Source organism: Pseudomonas sp. Sample_21 (assembly GCF_004307525.1).
GTDB lineage: Bacteria > Pseudomonadota > Gammaproteobacteria > Pseudomonadales > Pseudomonadaceae > Aquipseudomonas > Aquipseudomonas atacamensis.
This window is the reverse complement of the sequence record NZ_RCNZ01000115.1, coordinates 72,118-88,310: the sequence shown is the minus strand read 5'-3', so window position 1 is coordinate 88,310 and position 16,193 is coordinate 72,118. Positions and strand designations below refer to the sequence as shown.

Genomic DNA, 16,193 nt, shown 5'->3' with positions numbered 1-16,193 from the left:
CTCTCCCGGGGGAGAGGGAACCGACCGAGTTGTGCTGAATTTGCCGTCGACCTGAAAGACCATAGCGATTATGGATTCAGAGAAGACCTTTCACGTCGGCGTATTACCTGAATATCCCCCGGTCAGTCCCCTCTCCCTCCGGGAGAGGGCTAGGGTGAGGGGCATTTTGGAACAGATCAGATTTCCGTCAGACGAAGCAGACCATCGGCGCCGACCCTGACGCCGATCGCATCGTAACTGGCCAACGTCGCATGCGCCGTTTCGATCGGGTGCTGGTGCGTGGTGGTGATGATCATCAGTGCAGCGCCCGCCGCTTCCGCAGCCTGAATGCCAACCGTGGCGTCTTCAAAAATCAGACAGTCAGCCGGCTCGACTCCCAGCTTATTTGCAGCCAAGAGATACCCCGCAGGATCAGGCTTGCCAGCCTTTACATCTTCCGCCGTGATCATTACCGCCGGCTCGGGGATACCCGCCGCCGCCATCCGCCGCAACGCCAGATCGCGAGGCGCCGACGTCACCATCGCCCAACGATTTTTCGGCAGCGCGTTGAGAAAGGCTGCCGCCGCAGGAATCTCGACAATGCCTTCAACGTCATTGATTTCCGCTGCGGTGATGAACGCTGCTTGTTGCTCAGCATCCAGCCCCGGCAGATTCAGCCGAGTGATGGTGTCGATCGCCCGCGCGCCATGGATGGTCGGCAGGAACGTCTCGACATCAACGCCATGGCGCACCGCCCACGCTGACCAGATGCGCTCGGCGGCGGCGATGGAGTTGAGGACGGTGCCATCCATGTCGAACAGGAACGCGCCGAACGCGCGATCAAAAACCGATGCTTGTGCAGACAAAAGAACAAATCCTCTGACAGTTGGCCGGGCAGGCTGGCCCGGCAATGTAGCACTTGTCAGTGCAGCTGCGGGGCCTTGGATTTGAACGCGCTTTCCACACAATCGAGCAACTGACCGATCGCCCACGGCTTCTTGATGAACGCCACCGAATGCTTGACCCCGGAAGTCTCGGGCGTTTCATAGCCGGACATGACCATCACCGGTTTCTCCGGCCAGCGGTCGCCGAACAGATTGGCCAGGTCCGCGCCGTTAAGCGTGCCGGGCATGGTGATGTCGGTCAGCAACAGCGCGACGTCCGCTGCGTGCTTTTCCAGATACAAGGATGCGGCGTCGGCGCTGGTTTGCGGTTCGACCTTGAACCCTTCCTCCTGGAGAATTTCGCAAAGAAACTCCAGAATCAACGGATCGTCCTCGACAACCAGAATCAACCCGCCAGGAAGGTGCGCGCTCGACGTAGGTGTAGGGCACATGAACAGCACTCCCCCGAATTACATTTTTGATAAGCGGTTTGAATCCGCTGCTTATCAGGTATGAGCAGCGCGCCTTGTAGAAATTCACTTTTGATACAGCAGATTTCGCCAAGGTGTTGTTTTTCGAAGCGCAGCGCCCGTCGAAAACCTTCATTTGTGGTTAAAATGCCGGCCCTTTGAACGGCCGAACCGTAATCCATGAACCCTCAAGCCCTCGCTACCCTCCACGCTCATTTGCTACCCGCACTGGCAGCGGCGCCCAGCGAAACCCGTCGGTTGTTTCACGGGCGCGGACGCTGCTGGCCGGGGCTGGAGCAGTTGACCGTGGACTGGTTGCAGGGCGTGGTGCTGGTGTCGCTGTTCAAGGAACCGGCGCCTGAGCAACTGCAGGATCTGCGGGATTTACTGCTGCAACTCGCCGCCTCGGCCGAATGGCAGCAATCCGGCGCGCACACTTTGCTGATCCAGCACCGTTATCTGCCGCAAAGCACGGCCGAATGGCTGATCGGTGAGGAAATCGAAGAAATGACCATCGTCGAGGGTGGCTTGCAGTACCGCGTCGACCTGGGACGCAAGCAGAACACCGGGCTGTTTCTCGACATGCGCTACGGCCGCAACTGGGTGCGCGAACAAGCGGCGGGCAAGCGCGTGTTAAACCTGTTCGCCTACACCTGCGGCTTTTCCGTAGCGGCAATCGAGGGTGGCGCCAGCCATGTGGTCAACCTCGACATGTCCCGCGCGGCCCTGAGCCGAGGTCGCGACAATCACCGTTTGAACGGCCACGACCTGAGCAAGGTCAGCTTTCTCGGTCACGACCTGTTCAAATCCTGGGGCAAGGTGATCAACAGCGGCCCGTACGATCTGGTGATCATCGACCCGCCGTCGTTTCAGAAAGGCAGCTTTTTGCTGACCAAGGATTATCAACGGGTGTTGCGCCGCTTGCCGGAACTGCTCACCGCGCAAGGCACGGTGCTGGCGTGCATGAACGACCCGTCGTTCGGTTCCGACTTTCTCATTGATGGCGTGACCCAGGAAGCGCCCAGCCTGCGCTTCGATCATCGGCTGGACAACCCGCCAGAGTTTCCCGATATCGATCCAGAGAGCGGCCTGAAAGCCCTGGTCTTCCAGCGCATCAGCTGAAACACCAGAAACCCTTCTGTGGGAGCGAGCCTGCTCGCTCCCACACAAATTCTGTGTTGATCAAAAAGATGTCGGCCGCAGCACCAGTGCAAACAACTCACCATGCCCGGTGACGTTGAGCTTGTGATAGAGATTGCGTCGATGCACTTTCACGGTCTCCGGCGAAATCCCCATCTGCTGGGCCATCGCCTTGCTGGAAAAGCCCTGCAGGATCAGGCGCGCCGTGTCGATCTCGCGCGCGGTCAGCCGGGCATCGAAACGGTCCAGCAACGTCGCCAGATCACCCACCACCGCTTCAGCCACTGGTCCTTGCGGTGGCAGTAACTGCATGTGGCGATGCATCGCCGCCAATACCCAGTCACGAACGCACAACAGCCGGCCCTGCTCGGCCATGCCAAACGCGGTCGAGCGGCCCAGGGACAAGCCGAGTACCGCGCCTTCGACGTTGATCAGAAACTGCAATTCATCCTCGCCCACCACGGCACGAAAGTAGCTCTGGTAATACTCGCTGTGCAGAAACTGATCCGGCGCAACGGACGCCAGGCTGTGCAGGCCGTCGCTGATCCCGCTGACGGCGGCTTGATAAAACGGATCGAGCAGGTACATGCCGGCGGTATAACCGGCCAGCTCCTGCTGGTCCTCCACGTAGCCCTTGCTGTCGAAGTCGATCAGCAAACGCGGTGGCTGGCCGGCCCGCATCAGGGCGACGAGGGCATTGTCCAGCGGCACCAGGAGGCGCAGGGTGTCGACCAGCGCGCGCCAGAAACCGTCCTGCCCGAGCTGGGTAAATACCCGCGCCAGACTCTGATGCACCGGCAATTCCTGCAACAACGCGTCCACGCACTACCCCTTTCGAGTAACCCATGATGGGAATGGGGCTGGTGTGACCGGCCCGTTAGCCTGACCACTCCAGTTCATCACCGGCCTGCGACAGGCCAGGAGTGCCGCATCATGCGTCGTCACCGTGGATCTATCAACCCGGGCCTGCTGGCCTGTTTTTGTCTCTCCTCGGTCGCCATGGCGGCAGACGTACCGAGCGTGCATGTCTACAACTGGTACGACTACATCGGGCCGAACACGCTGCACGATTTCCAGCGCGACAGCGGCATCCGGCCGGTGTACGACACCTTCGACAGCGCCGAAGTGCTCGAAGGCAAACTGATGACCAGCCGCAGCGGCTACGACGTTGTAGTGGCGAGCAACTTCAGCCTGCCGACCCTGATCAAGGCCGGCGCCCTCGCCCCATTGCCTCGCGATCAACTGCCAGGCTGGCAAAACCTCGACCCCGATCTGCTGAAAAAACTCGCGGTCAACGATCCGGGCAATCAGTACGCCGTGCCTTACCTGTGGGGTACCAACGGCATTGGCTACAACGTCGACAAAGTCCGCGCCGCGCTGGGTGACAAAGCGCCGGTGGATTCCTGGGAGTTGCTGTTCAACGAAGCCAATCTGGCCAAACTGGCCGAGTGCGGCGTGGCGATGCTCGATTCGCCGTCGGAAATGCTGCCGGTCGCCCTGCATTACCTGGGCTTGCCGCCGAACAGCACCGATCCCGAGGACTACAAAAAAGCCGAAGCATTGCTGCTCAAGCTGCGCCCGCACATCGCCTACTTCAACTCTTCGAAGTTCATCAGCGATCTGTCCAACGGCAATATCTGCGTGGCGGTTGGCTGGTCCGGGGCGATGCTCGAAGCCAAGACCAACGCCGAGCAGGCCAACAACGGCGTAAAGATCGCCTACAGCCTGCCAAAGGAAGGCGCGCCAGTCTGGTTCGATACCTTGGTGCTGCTCAAGGACGCGCCCAATCGCGCCCAAGGCCTGGCGTTTATCGATTACCTGCTGCGACCGGAAGTGATCGCGCCGGTCAGTGACCACCTGTCGTACCCGAACGGCAATCGCGCCGCGACAACGCTGGTGGCAGCAGCAACTCGCGACAACCCGGCGGTCTACCCGTCCCCTGCCGCCATGGCCACGCTTTACACCCTCGAACCCTTGCCCAAAGCCGCCGAACGCGTGCGTACGCGGGTGTGGAGCAAGGTCAAGAACGGCCAGTAGCCCGCGCAAGAAATCTGCCTGCCTTATCCGAGCGGTAAGCCGCCCGACCTTTTCAATGAAGAGACTGAATCTTATGAATCCGCGTGCCCGTGATCTCGATATCCTGATTGGCCAGATGCAACCCGGCCCGCTCAACGCCATTACCGATGTGCCGGGGGTGCGCGTCGGTCACAGCAATGTACGCGGTCGCAGCAGCAGCGGCCGTGACATTTGCACCGGCGTCACGCTGATCCAGCCGCGCCCAGGCTCGACCAGCCAGCAACCGTGCTTTGCCGGCGTGCATGTACTCAATGGCAACGGTGATGCGACCGGCCTGGAATGGATTCGCGAGGCCGGTCTGCTGACCAGTCCGATTGCCTTTACCAACACCCACAGCCTCGGTGTGGTGCGGGATGCGCTGATTGTGCTGGACCGTGAGCAACAGCCGGATGACGGGCGGCTTTACTGGAATATGCCGGTGGTGCTGGAGACCTTCGATGGACTGCTCAATGACATCAACGGCTTTCACGTCAAGCCCGAGCATGTCGCCGAGGCACTGAACGGCGCCGTGGATGGGCCGGTAGTCGAAGGTGCGGTGGGCGGTGGCAGCGGCATGATCTGCCATGAGTTCAAGGGTGGCATCGGCACCGCATCGCGACGTCTGAGTGCTGCCCAGGGAGGTTGGACCGTCGGCGCGATCGTGCAGGCCAACCACGGCATTCGCAGTGAATTACGCGTCGATGGTTACCCGGTCGGGCGCTATATGGAACAGAAGGATTCACCGTTCCTGCGGGCAGCGCTGCCGCACCCGGGCATGGGCTCGATCGTCGTTTGCCTGGCGACTGATGCGCCGCTGCTGCCCCATCAATGCACGCGCCTGGCACAGCGTGCCAGCCTGGGCCTGGCGCGTACCGGCGGCGGTAACGAAGACCACAGCGGCGACATCTTCATTGCTTTCGCCACCGGCAATGATCATGTCCCGCCTGCCGCTTACGAGGCTAAACGCGCAGCCACCTGCGACGGTTTGCGCATGGTCAACAACGACCACATCAGCGAGCTGTTTCTGGCCGCGACCGAAGCCGTGGAAGAAGCGATCATCAATGCCCTGCTCGCCAGCGACAGCAGCGAGGGCAACGGTCATTCGGTGCCGGGCCTGGATGGGCAGACGCTTCTGGCGGCGCTGAAAAAATCCGGTTGGCCGGGATCGCGCCCGGCATGAACCGGCATTGTGCAAGGACGACTGCCGGTACTTGAGTCGTCCATTGCACGCTCCTAGGATGAAGCTACGCGGTGACTGGATTGATCCGGCGCTGCGTAGGCGTGGGTGTTCTGAACCCCAATCAAGCCCACGCTTTGCTTCACACGCCTCTTGAGCCTCACGGGCTCTACTTCCTCCCCATCAAAGAGCTTTGAGGCTCTTTTTTGTCTGCGTATTTCAGTCCTAGGCGAGACCTTCGGCACGAATCGAACGCCATGCCGCTTGCGCGAGCATTTCGCGATAGGCGCTCGGGCTGCCTTTGACTCGCCCTGCCAGCCAGGCTCGGCAGTAGCTGTCCGCTTGGCCAATGATCAGCGATGGCAGCAGCTCGGCAGGCAAATCCTGCAGTTCGGCGGCGCGACCCGATTGCGTCAGCCATTGGCGCAGACGCAGGTTGCGCGTCTTGTTGCGCTCGGCCAGCTCGTCCTTGAACGGGCCTTTGGTCACGGCGAACCGCGCGTGGTACTGGAATCGCGCCCACTGCGGCTGTTGCTCGACCCAGTCGACATAGCTGAAGACCAGCGCCTGCACGCCTTCTTCAGTGGTATTGGCCGCGTCCAGATACGCATCACGCAAACGCGCCTGATCCTCCAACGCGGTGAAAAACAGCGCCGCGACCAGCCCTTCCTTGTTGCCGAAATGGTGGTAGATCGCGCCGACGCTGGTGTCGCACTCGGCACGGATCATTTCGATGGTGGTGGCCTCGATCCCCTGTTCATTGAACAGGCTCAGGGCCTTGCGAAAGATATCGCGTTTGAGTTCGGCGCGGCGGCCGGGGTAGCTGCGTTCCAATAGATCGGCGGTGTCCATGCTGCTCGGGTCCAAAAACGGAGGTTGATAAAGGCGTCACGTGCCCGTGAACAAATCGCGCCTAGGTTGACAGATTTACCGTGAACAGAATACCGTTCCGTTACAGAACATTGTTCTGTAACGGAACATAATTCTGCAAACTACCCAGCGAGGCTTCCCATGAGTCAATCTCTCAGCATGTTCAACAGCGCCGGCCCGGATGCATTCAGCAAAATGGCCTGCCAGTTCGCCCCGTACTTCAGCAGCATCAATCCGCTGATTTCCGAGTTGCGCCCGAATGCCGCCACCGTGCAAGTGCCGTTTCGCAAGGAAATCACCAACCACCTCGGCACGGTGCACGCGATCGCCATGTGCAACGCGGCAGAACTGGCCGGCGGAATGATGACCGACGTGTCGATCCCGGCCGGCGCGCGCTGGATTCCCAAAGGCATGACCGTGGAATATCTGGCCAAGGCGAAAACCGACGTCACCGCTGTGGCCAGCGCTGAAGGTGTGGATTGGCAAAGCGATGGCGACAAGGTAGTCAACGTCGACATTCACGATTGCGAGGGTAAAAAAGTCTTCACCGCGCGCATCACCATGAACGTCAAGCTCGGTTGAGAAGCAGGCACAAAAAAGCCCTTGCCGCGGGATGCGCAGCAAGGGCTTTTGATTGGCCGACGATCAGTGCAGGGTCAGGCGCTGACGGACGAATTCTTCTACGTGGCGGCTGGTCTGGTCCAGATGGCGATCGCGTTGTTTTTCCGCATCGAGCATCGCGCGCTTGCCGTTCTTCTGCAGCAGATAGGTGTGAATCTGCTGCACTTCCAGCGAGCGATAGATCGGCGTGGTGTCGATGAACCCGCGCAGGCCGTTGCTGCGGTAATGCCGCGTGCTCATCAGCACCTGGGTTTCGCGCTGGCCGATCACTTCAAAACCCAGTGCCTCGAAATACGGCACCTTGCCAATGCTGCAGGCCAGTTCCGCATGCGGATAGCGCCCGACCATGTCCGTGAGCATCGCCCGCGCCACACCTTGGCGCCGATGGCCTTCACGCACCGCCATGTACGCGACGCTGCACGCCTCCCAATCGCCCTGCACCGGCAGACAGATGAGAAATCCGATGACTTGCTCCGGGTCTTCATCGTTAGTGGCCACCAGCAATTCCACCTCGGTGCCCTTCTGGCCGTTCAACGCCTCAAGGTAGAGATGCACCTCATAACCCACCGCGTACTGATAAACGTTGTACAGCAGATTGCTCGGGCCGAGGCCGACCGCACTGATGTCGGTCAGGTAGTCGACGACCATTTGCAGGATCTGGCTGTTGACGTTTTCCGGGCATGGGGAGGTGTAGTGGGTGATGCGTGGCATGGGCAAACTCCGGCGATAAAAAACGTTGCCGATGATCAGAGCCGTCGACGAACCGCGACATCATACCGTGCCGCGATAGACCACCGTTTAAAGATCCGCTGTCGAAGGCCGATGTAACGAACACCTTCATTTCACTACCAAGGACCGGGCCATGTATTACCCGCGCGAAGCCGCAAAAGATCATCTTTACAACCGCGTCGTCATGCTCACTGTCGCCTGCTGCGTGGTCTTGCTCCTCGCCGGGATGGCGCGCCATCAAGGCATTCTGTATGCGCTGCTGAATTTCAATGGCGCGCAAACCAACGGCACTGTCACGCAGCTGGAAGAGATCCTGATGAACAAGAATGGCAAAATCATTCACTATCGTTATGCCGACGAGCTGGGCCAGCTCCATGAAGGTGATTTTGTCGACGAACGCTACGCCGAACACACCCAGTACGAAGTCAATGGCCCGATTGCGCTATTGGTCTCGCCCTGGATGCCGGAAAAAAGCGCCATCGCCAGCCAGCTGCAAAGCTATCGCGCAGGTTTTTACATCATGACCGGCGGCGTGACGCTCGCCCTGCTGTTCCTGCTGATTTCCGGCCGGACGTTCTGGCAGATTCAGGCGATGAAGGAACAGGACCGATATTACTGAACGGTCACTGTTGTGGCGCCACCACTCTGAATTTGATGTTGATGTCTCTGGACACCACGCTGTCGGCCCACTCCCCTGCGCCGAGGCCGAACTCCTCTCGATTGAGCACCAACTCACCGTCGAAGATGCCGATGGCGTTGTCCGGTTTCAACTCCACCGGCACCTCGACCTCGCGAGTGATGCCCTTGAGCGTGAGCTGACCGGCGACTTGGTAACGATGCTCGTTAACTTGAGTAAAACGGCTGGACTTGAACACCGCGAGCGGGAATTTCCCGGTGTCGAACCACGCCGGTTTCACCAGTTCGGTATTGGCGTCTTCACTGCCAGCATCGATGCTGGCGAGATCGATATGCAGCGTGGTCTGGGCTTTGCCGAGGTCGTCGGTATCGAAGTCCAGCGTCGCCTCGAATCTGCCGAAGGTGCCGTACATTCGCGAGCCCATCTGGTTGTAGGTGAAACTGATCTGGCTGGCGCTGGTGTTGACCCGGTTGTATTCAGCGGCCTGCGCACCGACCATGACGCACGATGTAAACGCGGCAACCAGCAGCAATCGCAACGTCATGGAATTCTCCGGGCGGCGTGTCGTCGAGGGCCTTGGTTGACTTAAGCAAACAACCCGTTGTTATGCCAGCGCCTATATCAACCGCTCTATCTTCTGATGCTTCCACACCAATTTGTAATACAGGGTCTGCAAAATCAGCATTCCCAGATAAGCAACCGGGAACGCCATCCACACACCCTGCAAACCGAACTGCCCGTCGAGCCAGTAAGCCGCCGGCAACTGCACGCCGACCACACAGATAATCGAAATGACCACCGGCACCAGGACAGTGCCGCTGGCGCGCATGATCCCGCCGATGATGGCCTGGAAACCGAATACCAACAGGCTCCAGAGCATGATATGCAGCAGGTGCTCGGCCATCGCCCGGGTCGAGTCCTCGGTGAGGAACAGGCCCAGCAACCAGTGCGATAACAGATAACCCAGCACAATCAGGCCACCGGTCAGGCACACATTGATCAACAGCCCGGTGCGCAGGATCGGACCCATGCGTTGCAGATGCCCGGCGCCGATTGCCTGGGCACCAAGGATCGATGCGGTGATTGCAATCGACAGCGCCGGAAACTGCACATAGTTGACGATCTGCGTTACTGCGCCATACGCCGCTGTCGCTTGCGAGCCGTGCTGATTGACCAGTGCCAGGATCACCAGCTCCGATAACGACAGGACGATCATCTGTACCCCGGTGGGCAGGCCGATGCGCAGGACCTTGCCGAGAATGACCCGATCCAATCGCAGCGCGGCGAAGAACTCTCGATCCGGCGCTAGCGGATGGCGCTTGCGAATCAGCCGCCAGGCCAGCCACGCCATTGCCGACAGATTCCCCGCCAGCCCGGCATACGCCGCGCTCTGAATGCCCAATGGCGGCAAACCCAGCCAGCCGCGAATCAACGCCGGCGTCAGCGCCAGCCCCACGGCGGTGGAGACGATCAGCGCGAGCAGTGGCGACAGCGTATCGCTGACCCCACGCAGCAATTGGGTGAACAGTACGAATACCAATAGCGATGGCAGAATCCACAACATGACGTGGGCATAGTCCACCGCGTCGTCGAGTACATCCGCCGGCGTGCCCAACCCCGTCAGTGCCTGTCGCGCAAACACCGTGCCCAGCACCGCCGCGACCAAACCGATCAACACACCCAGCAGCAACGTCGCTCCGGCAATCGCCTTCACCATGTGCGTTTCGCGCGCGCCCCACGCCTGGCCGATCAACACGCCTGCGCCAGCGCCGAGGCCGATGACCAGGGCGATGAAAAAGAACACGACAGGAAACATGCCGGATACGGCCGCAAGCGCTTGGGTGCCGAGCATCTGACCGATGTAGATGCTGTTGACCGTCCCGGACATCGATTGCAGGAAGTTCGACAGCACCATCGGCGCGAGAAACAGCAGATAGGTTTGCCAGAGCGGTTTGGCGAAGGTGGCGCTATGCATTGAATGGAGGTCCATCTCGACGGCGGCAGGCCTGATTGACGATAGCTTCGGTGAGTTGCGTGCAGCGTGCAATCAACATTTCCAGACGGTGTTGATTGTCTGTTTTGCATTTGTGTAAATGCCGCGCATCGCTTTGTGTCAGTGTTGCGGCTGTGGTAAATCAGCGACTCTGTCGACACGTACTATTGAGGCTCGGTTCATGCGTAACGTTGCAAATTTTCTGCTTGGCTCCCTCCTCGCTCTGTCGGCCGCCTACGCGCAGGCAGCCGAACCCGCAGCAGCGCCTGCTTCATTGAAACCGCTACTGGCCACTTTGAATGAACGCCTGAGCATCGGTGATCTGGTTGCGTTGACCAAATGGGACAGCGGCAAGCCTATTCAGGACAGCCCGCGTGAGGCGCAGGTCATCGCCAATGCCCGAACTCTGGCCACCGAACACAAACTCGATCCGGACGACGTCGCGCAACTGATCGCCGCACAGATGGAAGCGAACAAACTGGTGCAATACGGTCTGCTCGCGCAATGGCAAGCGGCAGGTGCTGCACCGGACACACCGCGTCCGGATCTGGGCAAACAGATCCGCCCGCGCCTGGATGAACTGCAAAAGCGCTTGTTGCAGCAGTACGCCGCCTTCGCGCCCTATCGCCAGGATCCGAATTGCCCGGCCTGGCTGGCCGATGTCCGCAACGGTCTGGCCGCCGATTCGCTGCATGACCTGGCGCTGATTCGTGCCAGCGGCGAGTTGTGCATCCGGGCGAAAGCGCTCTGAATCAACGCTCCTGGCAAACATCATCGGCGTCGATGTTCACCATCACGTCAATGAAGTTCTCATAAAAACTGCGCGGCGTAACATCGGCTCCAGACAAACAAACAACTTTCTGGAGCACACGATCATGAAACGCCAAACCCTTCTCGGCATCGCTTTCTCGGTTTTCGCAGTTAACGCTTTTGCAGTAACGCCTGCTCACACCCTGGTCGCTGAAGGCGGCTCGGACAAGCTGATCGAAAGCCGTCTGGCTGAAGGTGGTTCGGACCGTCTGCTCGAACGCCGTGTTGCCGAAGGTGGTTCAGATCGTCTGCTCGAACGTCGCGTTGCTGATGGCGGTTCGGATCGTCTGATCGAACGCCGCGTTGCCGAAGGTGGTTCGGATCGTCTGCTCGAACGCCGTGTTGCCGAAGGTGGTTCGGATCGTCTGCTCGAACGTCGCGTTGCCGAAGGCGGTTCGGATCGTCTGATCGAACGCCGTGTTGCCGAAGGTGGTTCGGATCGTCTGATCGAACGCCGCGTTGCTGAAGGTGGTTCGGATCGTCTGCTCGAACGCCGCGTCGCTGAAGGTGGCTCTGATCGTCTGATCGAGCGCCGCGTCGCTGAAGGTGGCTCTGATCGTCTGATCGAGCGCCGCGTTGCATGAATCTACTGCATGACCGCAACACCCATGAAAAAGCCCGGCCTGATCAGCCGGGCTTTTTTGCATTCAGCCGTCGCTTATTGCGCGGTTTTCAGCTTGACCACGTCACCGGAGATGGTGGTGGTGTAGCCGGTCAGAACCCAGGCCCAGAACCAGTTTTCCTGAACCTGCGTGTTGATCATTGCATCGCCGCCCTTGGCTTGGATGGCCGCGTTTTGCGCGCGCACAAATCGGCTGTTCTGGCGGATCGGGATAATGCCAAACAGCAGCAGGCCGGTGGCCGATGCTTCGCTGTGGCCAACCACGGTGTATTGGTTGCTGTCGTAATGGGCGGTTTTCATCGGGGCGCCGGTGCAACCTGCCAGAACCACACCGAACAGTGCGGCGGCGACTACTTTGCTGAGGTATTTCACAGTAAAACTCCATGGGGAAACGCCCGGGATCCGTCTCTCGGGCGGCGCGCATTCTAACCAAAATGATGGCTCATTGGCATCAATCTTCTTTGTATTTACTTGAACCCGTTCGCTGGCCCGCCGTCGGCGATGTCGCATACCATGGCGCCACTTCAATAAAGACAGACACCCGCCTCCATGTTCAAAGCCAGTCTGCGTAGCCATCTCACCCTGTGGTTCGGCGGTTTGTCCCTGCTGACGTTATTGAGCGTCGGCTTTTATGTCGGTCATATCGCCACCGAACAAATGAAACAGGCCAGCGGCAACGCGTTGCTGAACACGGCGCGCTCGGCGGCGACGTTGTTGGGTGAGCAGCTGCGCGAGCGGCAACTGGAGGTCTATCTGCTCAGTCGCGCGCCGCATCTGGAGCGTGGCGATCTGGACAATCCAGCCATCCTCAAGTCGATGCAGTTGCGCACCCAGGCGCGCGCCGAATATGCGTGGATGGGCGTCACCGACGCCGAGGGCAACGTGCGCCAGGCGGTCAATGATCTGCTGGTCGGTCAATCAGTACAAAAACGCCCGTGGTTCCAGATCGGCCTGCGCCGGCAATACACCGGCGATCCCCACGAAGCAGTGTTGCTGGCCAAGTTGTTGCCGGGCCTGCCCAATGGCGAGCCGCTGCGCTTCATCGATTTCGCCGCGCCAATCCACAATGCCGAAGGGCAGGTGATTGGCGTGCTGGGCGCACATGCGCACTGGAGTTGGGTGACGCGAATCGTCGAGTCGGCGGCGTTTTCCCACAAGAACTCGGCGCCGGATATTCAGGCGCTGATCGTCGACCACGATGGCAAGGTGCTCTACCCCGAAGCGCTGATGGGCCAACAGCTGGCGATCGGCGATTCGATATTGCCGGGCTGGACGGCGGCCAACGGTTACCTGACCAGCATGGTCACCGTGCCGACGCCATCGGGCACGGCGCTATCATGGTCGATCGCCATTCGCCAGCCATTGGAGACTGCGCTGCAACCGGCGCGGATGCTGCAATATGAACTGTTGATACTCGGCGTTTTCGCCGCCATCGTTTTCGGTCTGGTGGCTTATTATCTGGCGCTGTACCTGAGCCGGCCGATCGAACAACTGGCACGCTCGGCCAAACAAGTGCAGAACAACCAGTCCGGCGCACAGTTCCAGCTCCAGCATCCGGTGCTGGAAATCGCCCAGCTCGGCCAGTCCATCGACGCAATGACGCAGTCACTGCTCGGCAAGGAACGCGAACTGCAAGAAGCCAACGCCTCGCTTGAAGCCACCGTGGCGCAACGCACCGCCGCACTCACCGAGGCCAACGCCGAGCTGCTGAGCCTGGCCACTCACGACGGCCTGACCGGCGTTTACAACCGTCGCCGGTTTGACGAAAAAATCACTGAATACTCGCTGCTGTCCCGACGCACCGGACGCCCGTTTGCCCTGCTGCTGATCGATGCCGACCACTTCAAACGCATCAATGACAGCCACGGCCACGCGGTCGGTGACGAGGTCCTGCAACAACTGGCGACCTTGATCCAGAACAGCGTACGCAGCACCGATTTCGTCGCCCGCTACGGCGGCGAAGAGTTCGCCGTACTGCTGCCGGAAGTCGCGCAACCCGACACCCCGGAAGTCGTCGCCGAAAAGATTCGCGCAGCGGTGGCCGAAGCGCAGTTTCCCGGCGTCGGCAACGTCACGGTGAGTATTGGCCTCGGCCTGGCAGATCCGGCGGACAACAACCATACGACGCTGATCAAACGTGCCGATCAGCAGCTGTATCAGGCGAAGGCTGCGGGGCGCAATCAGGTCGCGTTCCATGCCCACTGACACCGGCGTATATCAACCAGAGACAGGCCGGCTCACCGACCCCATCGCTGGCAAGCCAGCTCCCACAGGGATGGGGTAAAAGCGGAAATATGGGTCGTTTGGAGAACCGCTTTCGCGAGCAGGCTCGCTCCCACAGAAAAGCAAAAAAAGGTGACCCGCCGTAAGGGCGGAACCCTAAGCAGCCGTTACCGCAGCAATGGCTATGTACTCAATCAGCCAGGAAACCATCGCCCGACTAGGGCTCAGCACTGAACCTCTGCAGATAAGCCAACAGATTTTCCAGCTTCTCCTCATCACTCAGCCCCCAGAAAATCATCCGCGTCCCCGGCACCACCCCTTTCGGATCCTTCAGATACGCCTTCAGCGTCGCCCGATCCCAGGTAATCCCCGAGTTCTTCATCGCATCGGAATAAACATAATTTGCCGAAGTCCCCGCAGCCCGGCCAATGACGCCGTTCAACTGCGGACCAAACCCCGAACGAGCCGACTCGCCAACCTGATGGCAACCGCCGCACAGACGCGGAAAGATTTCCGCCCCGGCCTCAGGGTCGCCCTCAGCCTGTGCGCTGGTGCTGAAGATCAGGGCGAAAAGCAGTGCTGTGGTGAATTTCATTGAACAGTCCAAACCTCGCTTTGCATGGCGTGGGCGCAGTTTACAGATAAGCGCCGACAACCGTTCTGACGGTGATCAACGCCTGACGCAACACCTGCATCTCCACCGAGCCGAGCGCCAGACGAATCGCATGGGGCGTATGGGCCGACAGCGAAAACGGCTCGGCGCTGGTGACCGAAATCTGCTGCTGCATCAACTCGACCACGATCTGATCGGCACGCACATCTTCGGGCAACGGCAACCAGAGAAAATACGAGGCCGGATGAGCAATGTAGCGCAGCCCTTTGAGTACCTCGGCGGCCAAGGCCTGTCGCGCCGTAGCATCACGACGTTTCTGCGCCTCAAGCACGGTGACGGTGCCATCGTCGAGCCAGCCGCACGCGATGGCGGTCATCACCCCGGGCGTGTTCCACGTCGTCGCGCGAATGACTCGCTCCAGTGCGGGCACTTGAGGCAGCGGCGCGGCAATGAAGCCGACCCGCAATCCGGTGGCGATGTTTTTCGACAGGCCCGATACGTAAAACGTCCGTTCCGGTGCCAGTTCAATCAACGGACATGGCGGGTTTTCGACCAGAAACGCGTAGGCAGCGTCTTCAATGATTGTCAGATCGTGCCGCCGGGCAATCGCCACCAATTGCTCGCGCTGTTCCAGTGGCATGACCCAGCCCAGCGGATTGTGCAGCGTCGGCATGCTGTATACGGCGCGCACTGCACGCTGGCGGCAGAGTCTGTCCAGTGCCGGCAAATCCGGGCCGTGCTCCGTCATCGGGATCGCCAGCACTTCCAGATGCAGCGCGTCGGCCAGCACCTTGAATCCCGAATAGGTCAGCGCATCGGCGACAATCACATCGCCGGGTTTGAGCAGAGCCATCAGCGTCACCGCCAAACCTTGCTGAGCGCCATTGACGATCAGCACCTGGTCGGCTTCAACGGTCACGCCGCGTGTCGACAAATGTCGCGCGACCGAGGCGCGTTCGTGGGCACGCCCGGCGTGGGGTTGATAACGCAACAACGCTTCCAGATCACCGGACAACGCCAGTTGGCGCAACGCCGTGCGCAACAGTTCAGCCTGACCTGGCAACGAGGGATAGTTGAAATTCAGGTCGATCATGCCGACCGCCACGTCTTTCTGATCGATGCCCTGCCACGGCGCCAGCGACGTTTCCCGAACAAACGTGCCGCGCCCGGCTTCGCCACTGACCAGGCCCATCGCTTCAAGCTCGGCATAAACCCGTGAAGCGGTAACCAGCGCCAGACCTTCCTGGCTCGCCAGCTGCCGATGCGTTGGCAGTCGCGTGCCCGGCGCCAATTGTCCGCCACGAATGTCTGCCGCATAGCGATCAACCAGGGTCTTGTAACGGGAACGCGGCATGTCGGCTGTATCCATG

Annotated in this window: 18 protein-coding genes; 8 read left to right on the top strand and 10 right to left on the bottom strand. The window is 60.1% G+C overall.

The features are described 5' to 3' along the window. Positions 1-176: 176 nt before the first annotated feature. On the bottom strand, positions 177-845 hold the full coding sequence (locus D8U71_RS22355; RefSeq protein ID WP_125927904.1) for an HAD-IA family hydrolase: 669 nt from the start codon (positions 843-845) through the stop codon (positions 177-179). A 56-nt stretch (positions 846-901) separates the two neighbouring features. Continuing rightward, positions 902-1,315, bottom strand: a complete 414-nt coding sequence (locus D8U71_RS22350) for a response regulator (protein WP_016775233.1) — start codon at positions 1,313-1,315, stop codon at positions 902-904. A gap of 198 nt (positions 1,316-1,513) precedes the next feature. Between D8U71_RS22350 and D8U71_RS22345 the strand changes: the two genes are divergently transcribed. Next, a complete protein-coding gene (locus D8U71_RS22345) occupies positions 1,514-2,455 on the top strand; it encodes a class I SAM-dependent methyltransferase (RefSeq protein WP_130888699.1) in 942 nt (313 codons plus the stop codon). Positions 2,456-2,515: 60 nt separating this feature from the next. On the opposite strand, the gene D8U71_RS22340 is transcribed toward D8U71_RS22345, so the two are convergent. Then, on the bottom strand, positions 2,516-3,295 hold the full coding sequence (locus D8U71_RS22340; protein WP_130888698.1) for a helix-turn-helix transcriptional regulator: 780 nt from the start codon (positions 3,293-3,295) through the stop codon (positions 2,516-2,518). Positions 3,296-3,406: 111 nt separating this feature from the next. Between D8U71_RS22340 and D8U71_RS22335 the strand changes: the two genes are divergently transcribed. Both D8U71_RS22335 and D8U71_RS22330 read left to right on the top strand, forming a co-directional pair. Continuing rightward, positions 3,407-4,510 carry a polyamine ABC transporter substrate-binding protein gene (locus tag D8U71_RS22335; RefSeq protein WP_130888697.1) on the top strand — a complete coding sequence of 368 codons (1,104 nt, stop codon included), beginning with the start codon at positions 3,407-3,409 and terminating at the stop codon, positions 4,508-4,510. A 73-nt stretch (positions 4,511-4,583) separates the two neighbouring features. Beyond that, positions 4,584-5,708 carry a P1 family peptidase gene (locus tag D8U71_RS22330; RefSeq protein WP_130888696.1) on the top strand — a complete coding sequence of 375 codons (1,125 nt, stop codon included), beginning with the start codon at positions 4,584-4,586 and terminating at the stop codon, positions 5,706-5,708. A gap of 222 nt (positions 5,709-5,930) precedes the next feature. Here the strand turns inward: D8U71_RS22330 and D8U71_RS22325 are convergent, their stop codons facing one another. After that, positions 5,931-6,557 carry a TetR/AcrR family transcriptional regulator gene (locus D8U71_RS22325; RefSeq protein WP_130888695.1) on the bottom strand — a complete coding sequence of 209 codons (627 nt, stop codon included), beginning with the start codon at positions 6,555-6,557 and terminating at the stop codon, positions 5,931-5,933. Positions 6,558-6,716: 159 nt separating this feature from the next. On the opposite strand from D8U71_RS22325, the gene D8U71_RS22320 reads away from it, so the two are divergent. Next, positions 6,717-7,157: a hotdog fold domain-containing protein gene (locus tag D8U71_RS22320; RefSeq protein ID WP_130888694.1), complete on the top strand. Its 441-nt coding sequence runs from the start codon at positions 6,717-6,719 to the stop codon at positions 7,155-7,157. A gap of 63 nt (positions 7,158-7,220) precedes the next feature. On the opposite strand, the gene D8U71_RS22315 is transcribed toward D8U71_RS22320, so the two are convergent. Further along, positions 7,221-7,907 carry a GNAT family N-acetyltransferase gene (locus D8U71_RS22315; RefSeq protein WP_016775237.1) on the bottom strand — a complete coding sequence of 229 codons (687 nt, stop codon included), beginning with the start codon at positions 7,905-7,907 and terminating at the stop codon, positions 7,221-7,223. Between the two features lie 151 nt (positions 7,908-8,058). Here D8U71_RS22315 and D8U71_RS22310 point away from each other — a divergent pair, with 151 nt between their 5' ends. Next, positions 8,059-8,544 carry a DUF3592 domain-containing protein gene (locus D8U71_RS22310; RefSeq protein ID WP_076563476.1) on the top strand — a complete coding sequence of 162 codons (486 nt, stop codon included), beginning with the start codon at positions 8,059-8,061 and terminating at the stop codon, positions 8,542-8,544. 4 nt (positions 8,545-8,548) lie between these two features. Here the strand turns inward: D8U71_RS22310 and D8U71_RS22305 are convergent, their stop codons facing one another. Together D8U71_RS22305 and D8U71_RS22300 are read right to left on the bottom strand one after the other, a co-directional pair. Next, positions 8,549-9,106 (bottom strand): YceI family protein, encoded by a 558-nt coding sequence (locus D8U71_RS22305; protein ID WP_130888693.1) that lies wholly within the window; start codon positions 9,104-9,106, stop codon positions 8,549-8,551. Between the two features lie 72 nt (positions 9,107-9,178). Next, positions 9,179-10,537, bottom strand: coding sequence for an MATE family efflux transporter (locus D8U71_RS22300; protein WP_130888692.1), 1,359 nt, complete (start codon positions 10,535-10,537; stop codon positions 9,179-9,181). 199 nt (positions 10,538-10,736) lie between these two features. On the opposite strand from D8U71_RS22300, the gene D8U71_RS22295 reads away from it, so the two are divergent. Both D8U71_RS22295 and D8U71_RS22290 read left to right on the top strand, forming a co-directional pair. Then, positions 10,737-11,306 (top strand): chorismate mutase, encoded by a 570-nt coding sequence (locus D8U71_RS22295; RefSeq protein ID WP_130888691.1) that lies wholly within the window; start codon positions 10,737-10,739, stop codon positions 11,304-11,306. Between the two features lie 124 nt (positions 11,307-11,430). Further along, positions 11,431-11,949, top strand: a complete 519-nt coding sequence (locus tag D8U71_RS22290; RefSeq protein ID WP_130888690.1) for a phage infection protein — start codon at positions 11,431-11,433, stop codon at positions 11,947-11,949. A 74-nt stretch (positions 11,950-12,023) separates the two neighbouring features. Here the strand turns inward: D8U71_RS22290 and D8U71_RS22285 are convergent, their stop codons facing one another. After that, the gene (locus tag D8U71_RS22285) at positions 12,024-12,359 is read right to left on the bottom strand and encodes a hypothetical protein (protein ID WP_024013386.1); all 336 of its coding nucleotides are present in this window, start codon (positions 12,357-12,359) and stop codon (positions 12,024-12,026) included. 177 nt (positions 12,360-12,536) lie between these two features. On the opposite strand from D8U71_RS22285, the gene D8U71_RS22280 reads away from it, so the two are divergent. Continuing rightward, positions 12,537-14,192, top strand: coding sequence for a diguanylate cyclase (locus D8U71_RS22280; protein ID WP_130888689.1), 1,656 nt, complete (start codon positions 12,537-12,539; stop codon positions 14,190-14,192). Positions 14,193-14,427: 235 nt separating this feature from the next. Here the strand turns inward: D8U71_RS22280 and D8U71_RS22275 are convergent, their stop codons facing one another. Then, positions 14,428-14,805, bottom strand: a complete 378-nt coding sequence (locus tag D8U71_RS22275) for a cytochrome c family protein (RefSeq protein WP_130888688.1) — start codon at positions 14,803-14,805, stop codon at positions 14,428-14,430. 40 nt (positions 14,806-14,845) lie between these two features. After that, on the bottom strand, positions 14,846-16,177 hold the full coding sequence (locus D8U71_RS22270; protein WP_130888687.1) for a PLP-dependent aminotransferase family protein: 1,332 nt from the start codon (positions 16,175-16,177) through the stop codon (positions 14,846-14,848). Between the last annotated feature and the right edge of the window lie 16 nt (positions 16,178-16,193).

Bases quoted from the DNA above. Each gene is read 5' to 3' on its own strand.
- D8U71_RS22310 (WP_076563476.1), top strand. From the start codon at position 8,059: ATGTATTACCCGCGCGAAGCCGCAAAAGATCATCTTTACAACCGCGTC.
- D8U71_RS22290 (WP_130888690.1), top strand. From the start codon at position 11,431: ATGAAACGCCAAACCCTTCTCGGCATCGCTTTCTCGGTTTTCGCAGTT.
- D8U71_RS22300 (WP_130888692.1), bottom strand. From the start codon at position 10,537: ATGCATAGCGCCACCTTCGCCAAACCGCTCTGGCAAACCTATCTGCTG.
- D8U71_RS22325 (WP_130888695.1), bottom strand. From the start codon at position 6,557: ATGGACACCGCCGATCTATTGGAACGCAGCTACCCCGGCCGCCGCGCC.
- D8U71_RS22295 (WP_130888691.1), top strand. From the start codon at position 10,737: ATGCGTAACGTTGCAAATTTTCTGCTTGGCTCCCTCCTCGCTCTGTCG.
- D8U71_RS22320 (WP_130888694.1), top strand. From the start codon at position 6,717: ATGAGTCAATCTCTCAGCATGTTCAACAGCGCCGGCCCGGATGCATTC.
- D8U71_RS22335 (WP_130888697.1), top strand. From the start codon at position 3,407: ATGCGTCGTCACCGTGGATCTATCAACCCGGGCCTGCTGGCCTGTTTT.
- D8U71_RS22270 (WP_130888687.1), bottom strand. From the start codon at position 16,177: ATGCCGCGTTCCCGTTACAAGACCCTGGTTGATCGCTATGCGGCAGAC.
- D8U71_RS22280 (WP_130888689.1), top strand. From the start codon at position 12,537: ATGTTCAAAGCCAGTCTGCGTAGCCATCTCACCCTGTGGTTCGGCGGT.
- D8U71_RS22315 (WP_016775237.1), bottom strand. From the start codon at position 7,907: ATGCCACGCATCACCCACTACACCTCCCCATGCCCGGAAAACGTCAAC.
- D8U71_RS22305 (WP_130888693.1), bottom strand. From the start codon at position 9,106: ATGACGTTGCGATTGCTGCTGGTTGCCGCGTTTACATCGTGCGTCATG.
- D8U71_RS22275 (WP_130888688.1), bottom strand. From the start codon at position 14,805: ATGAAATTCACCACAGCACTGCTTTTCGCCCTGATCTTCAGCACCAGC.
- D8U71_RS22330 (WP_130888696.1), top strand. From the start codon at position 4,584: ATGAATCCGCGTGCCCGTGATCTCGATATCCTGATTGGCCAGATGCAA.
- D8U71_RS22350 (WP_016775233.1), bottom strand. From the start codon at position 1,315: ATGTGCCCTACACCTACGTCGAGCGCGCACCTTCCTGGCGGGTTGATT.
- D8U71_RS22345 (WP_130888699.1), top strand. From the start codon at position 1,514: ATGAACCCTCAAGCCCTCGCTACCCTCCACGCTCATTTGCTACCCGCA.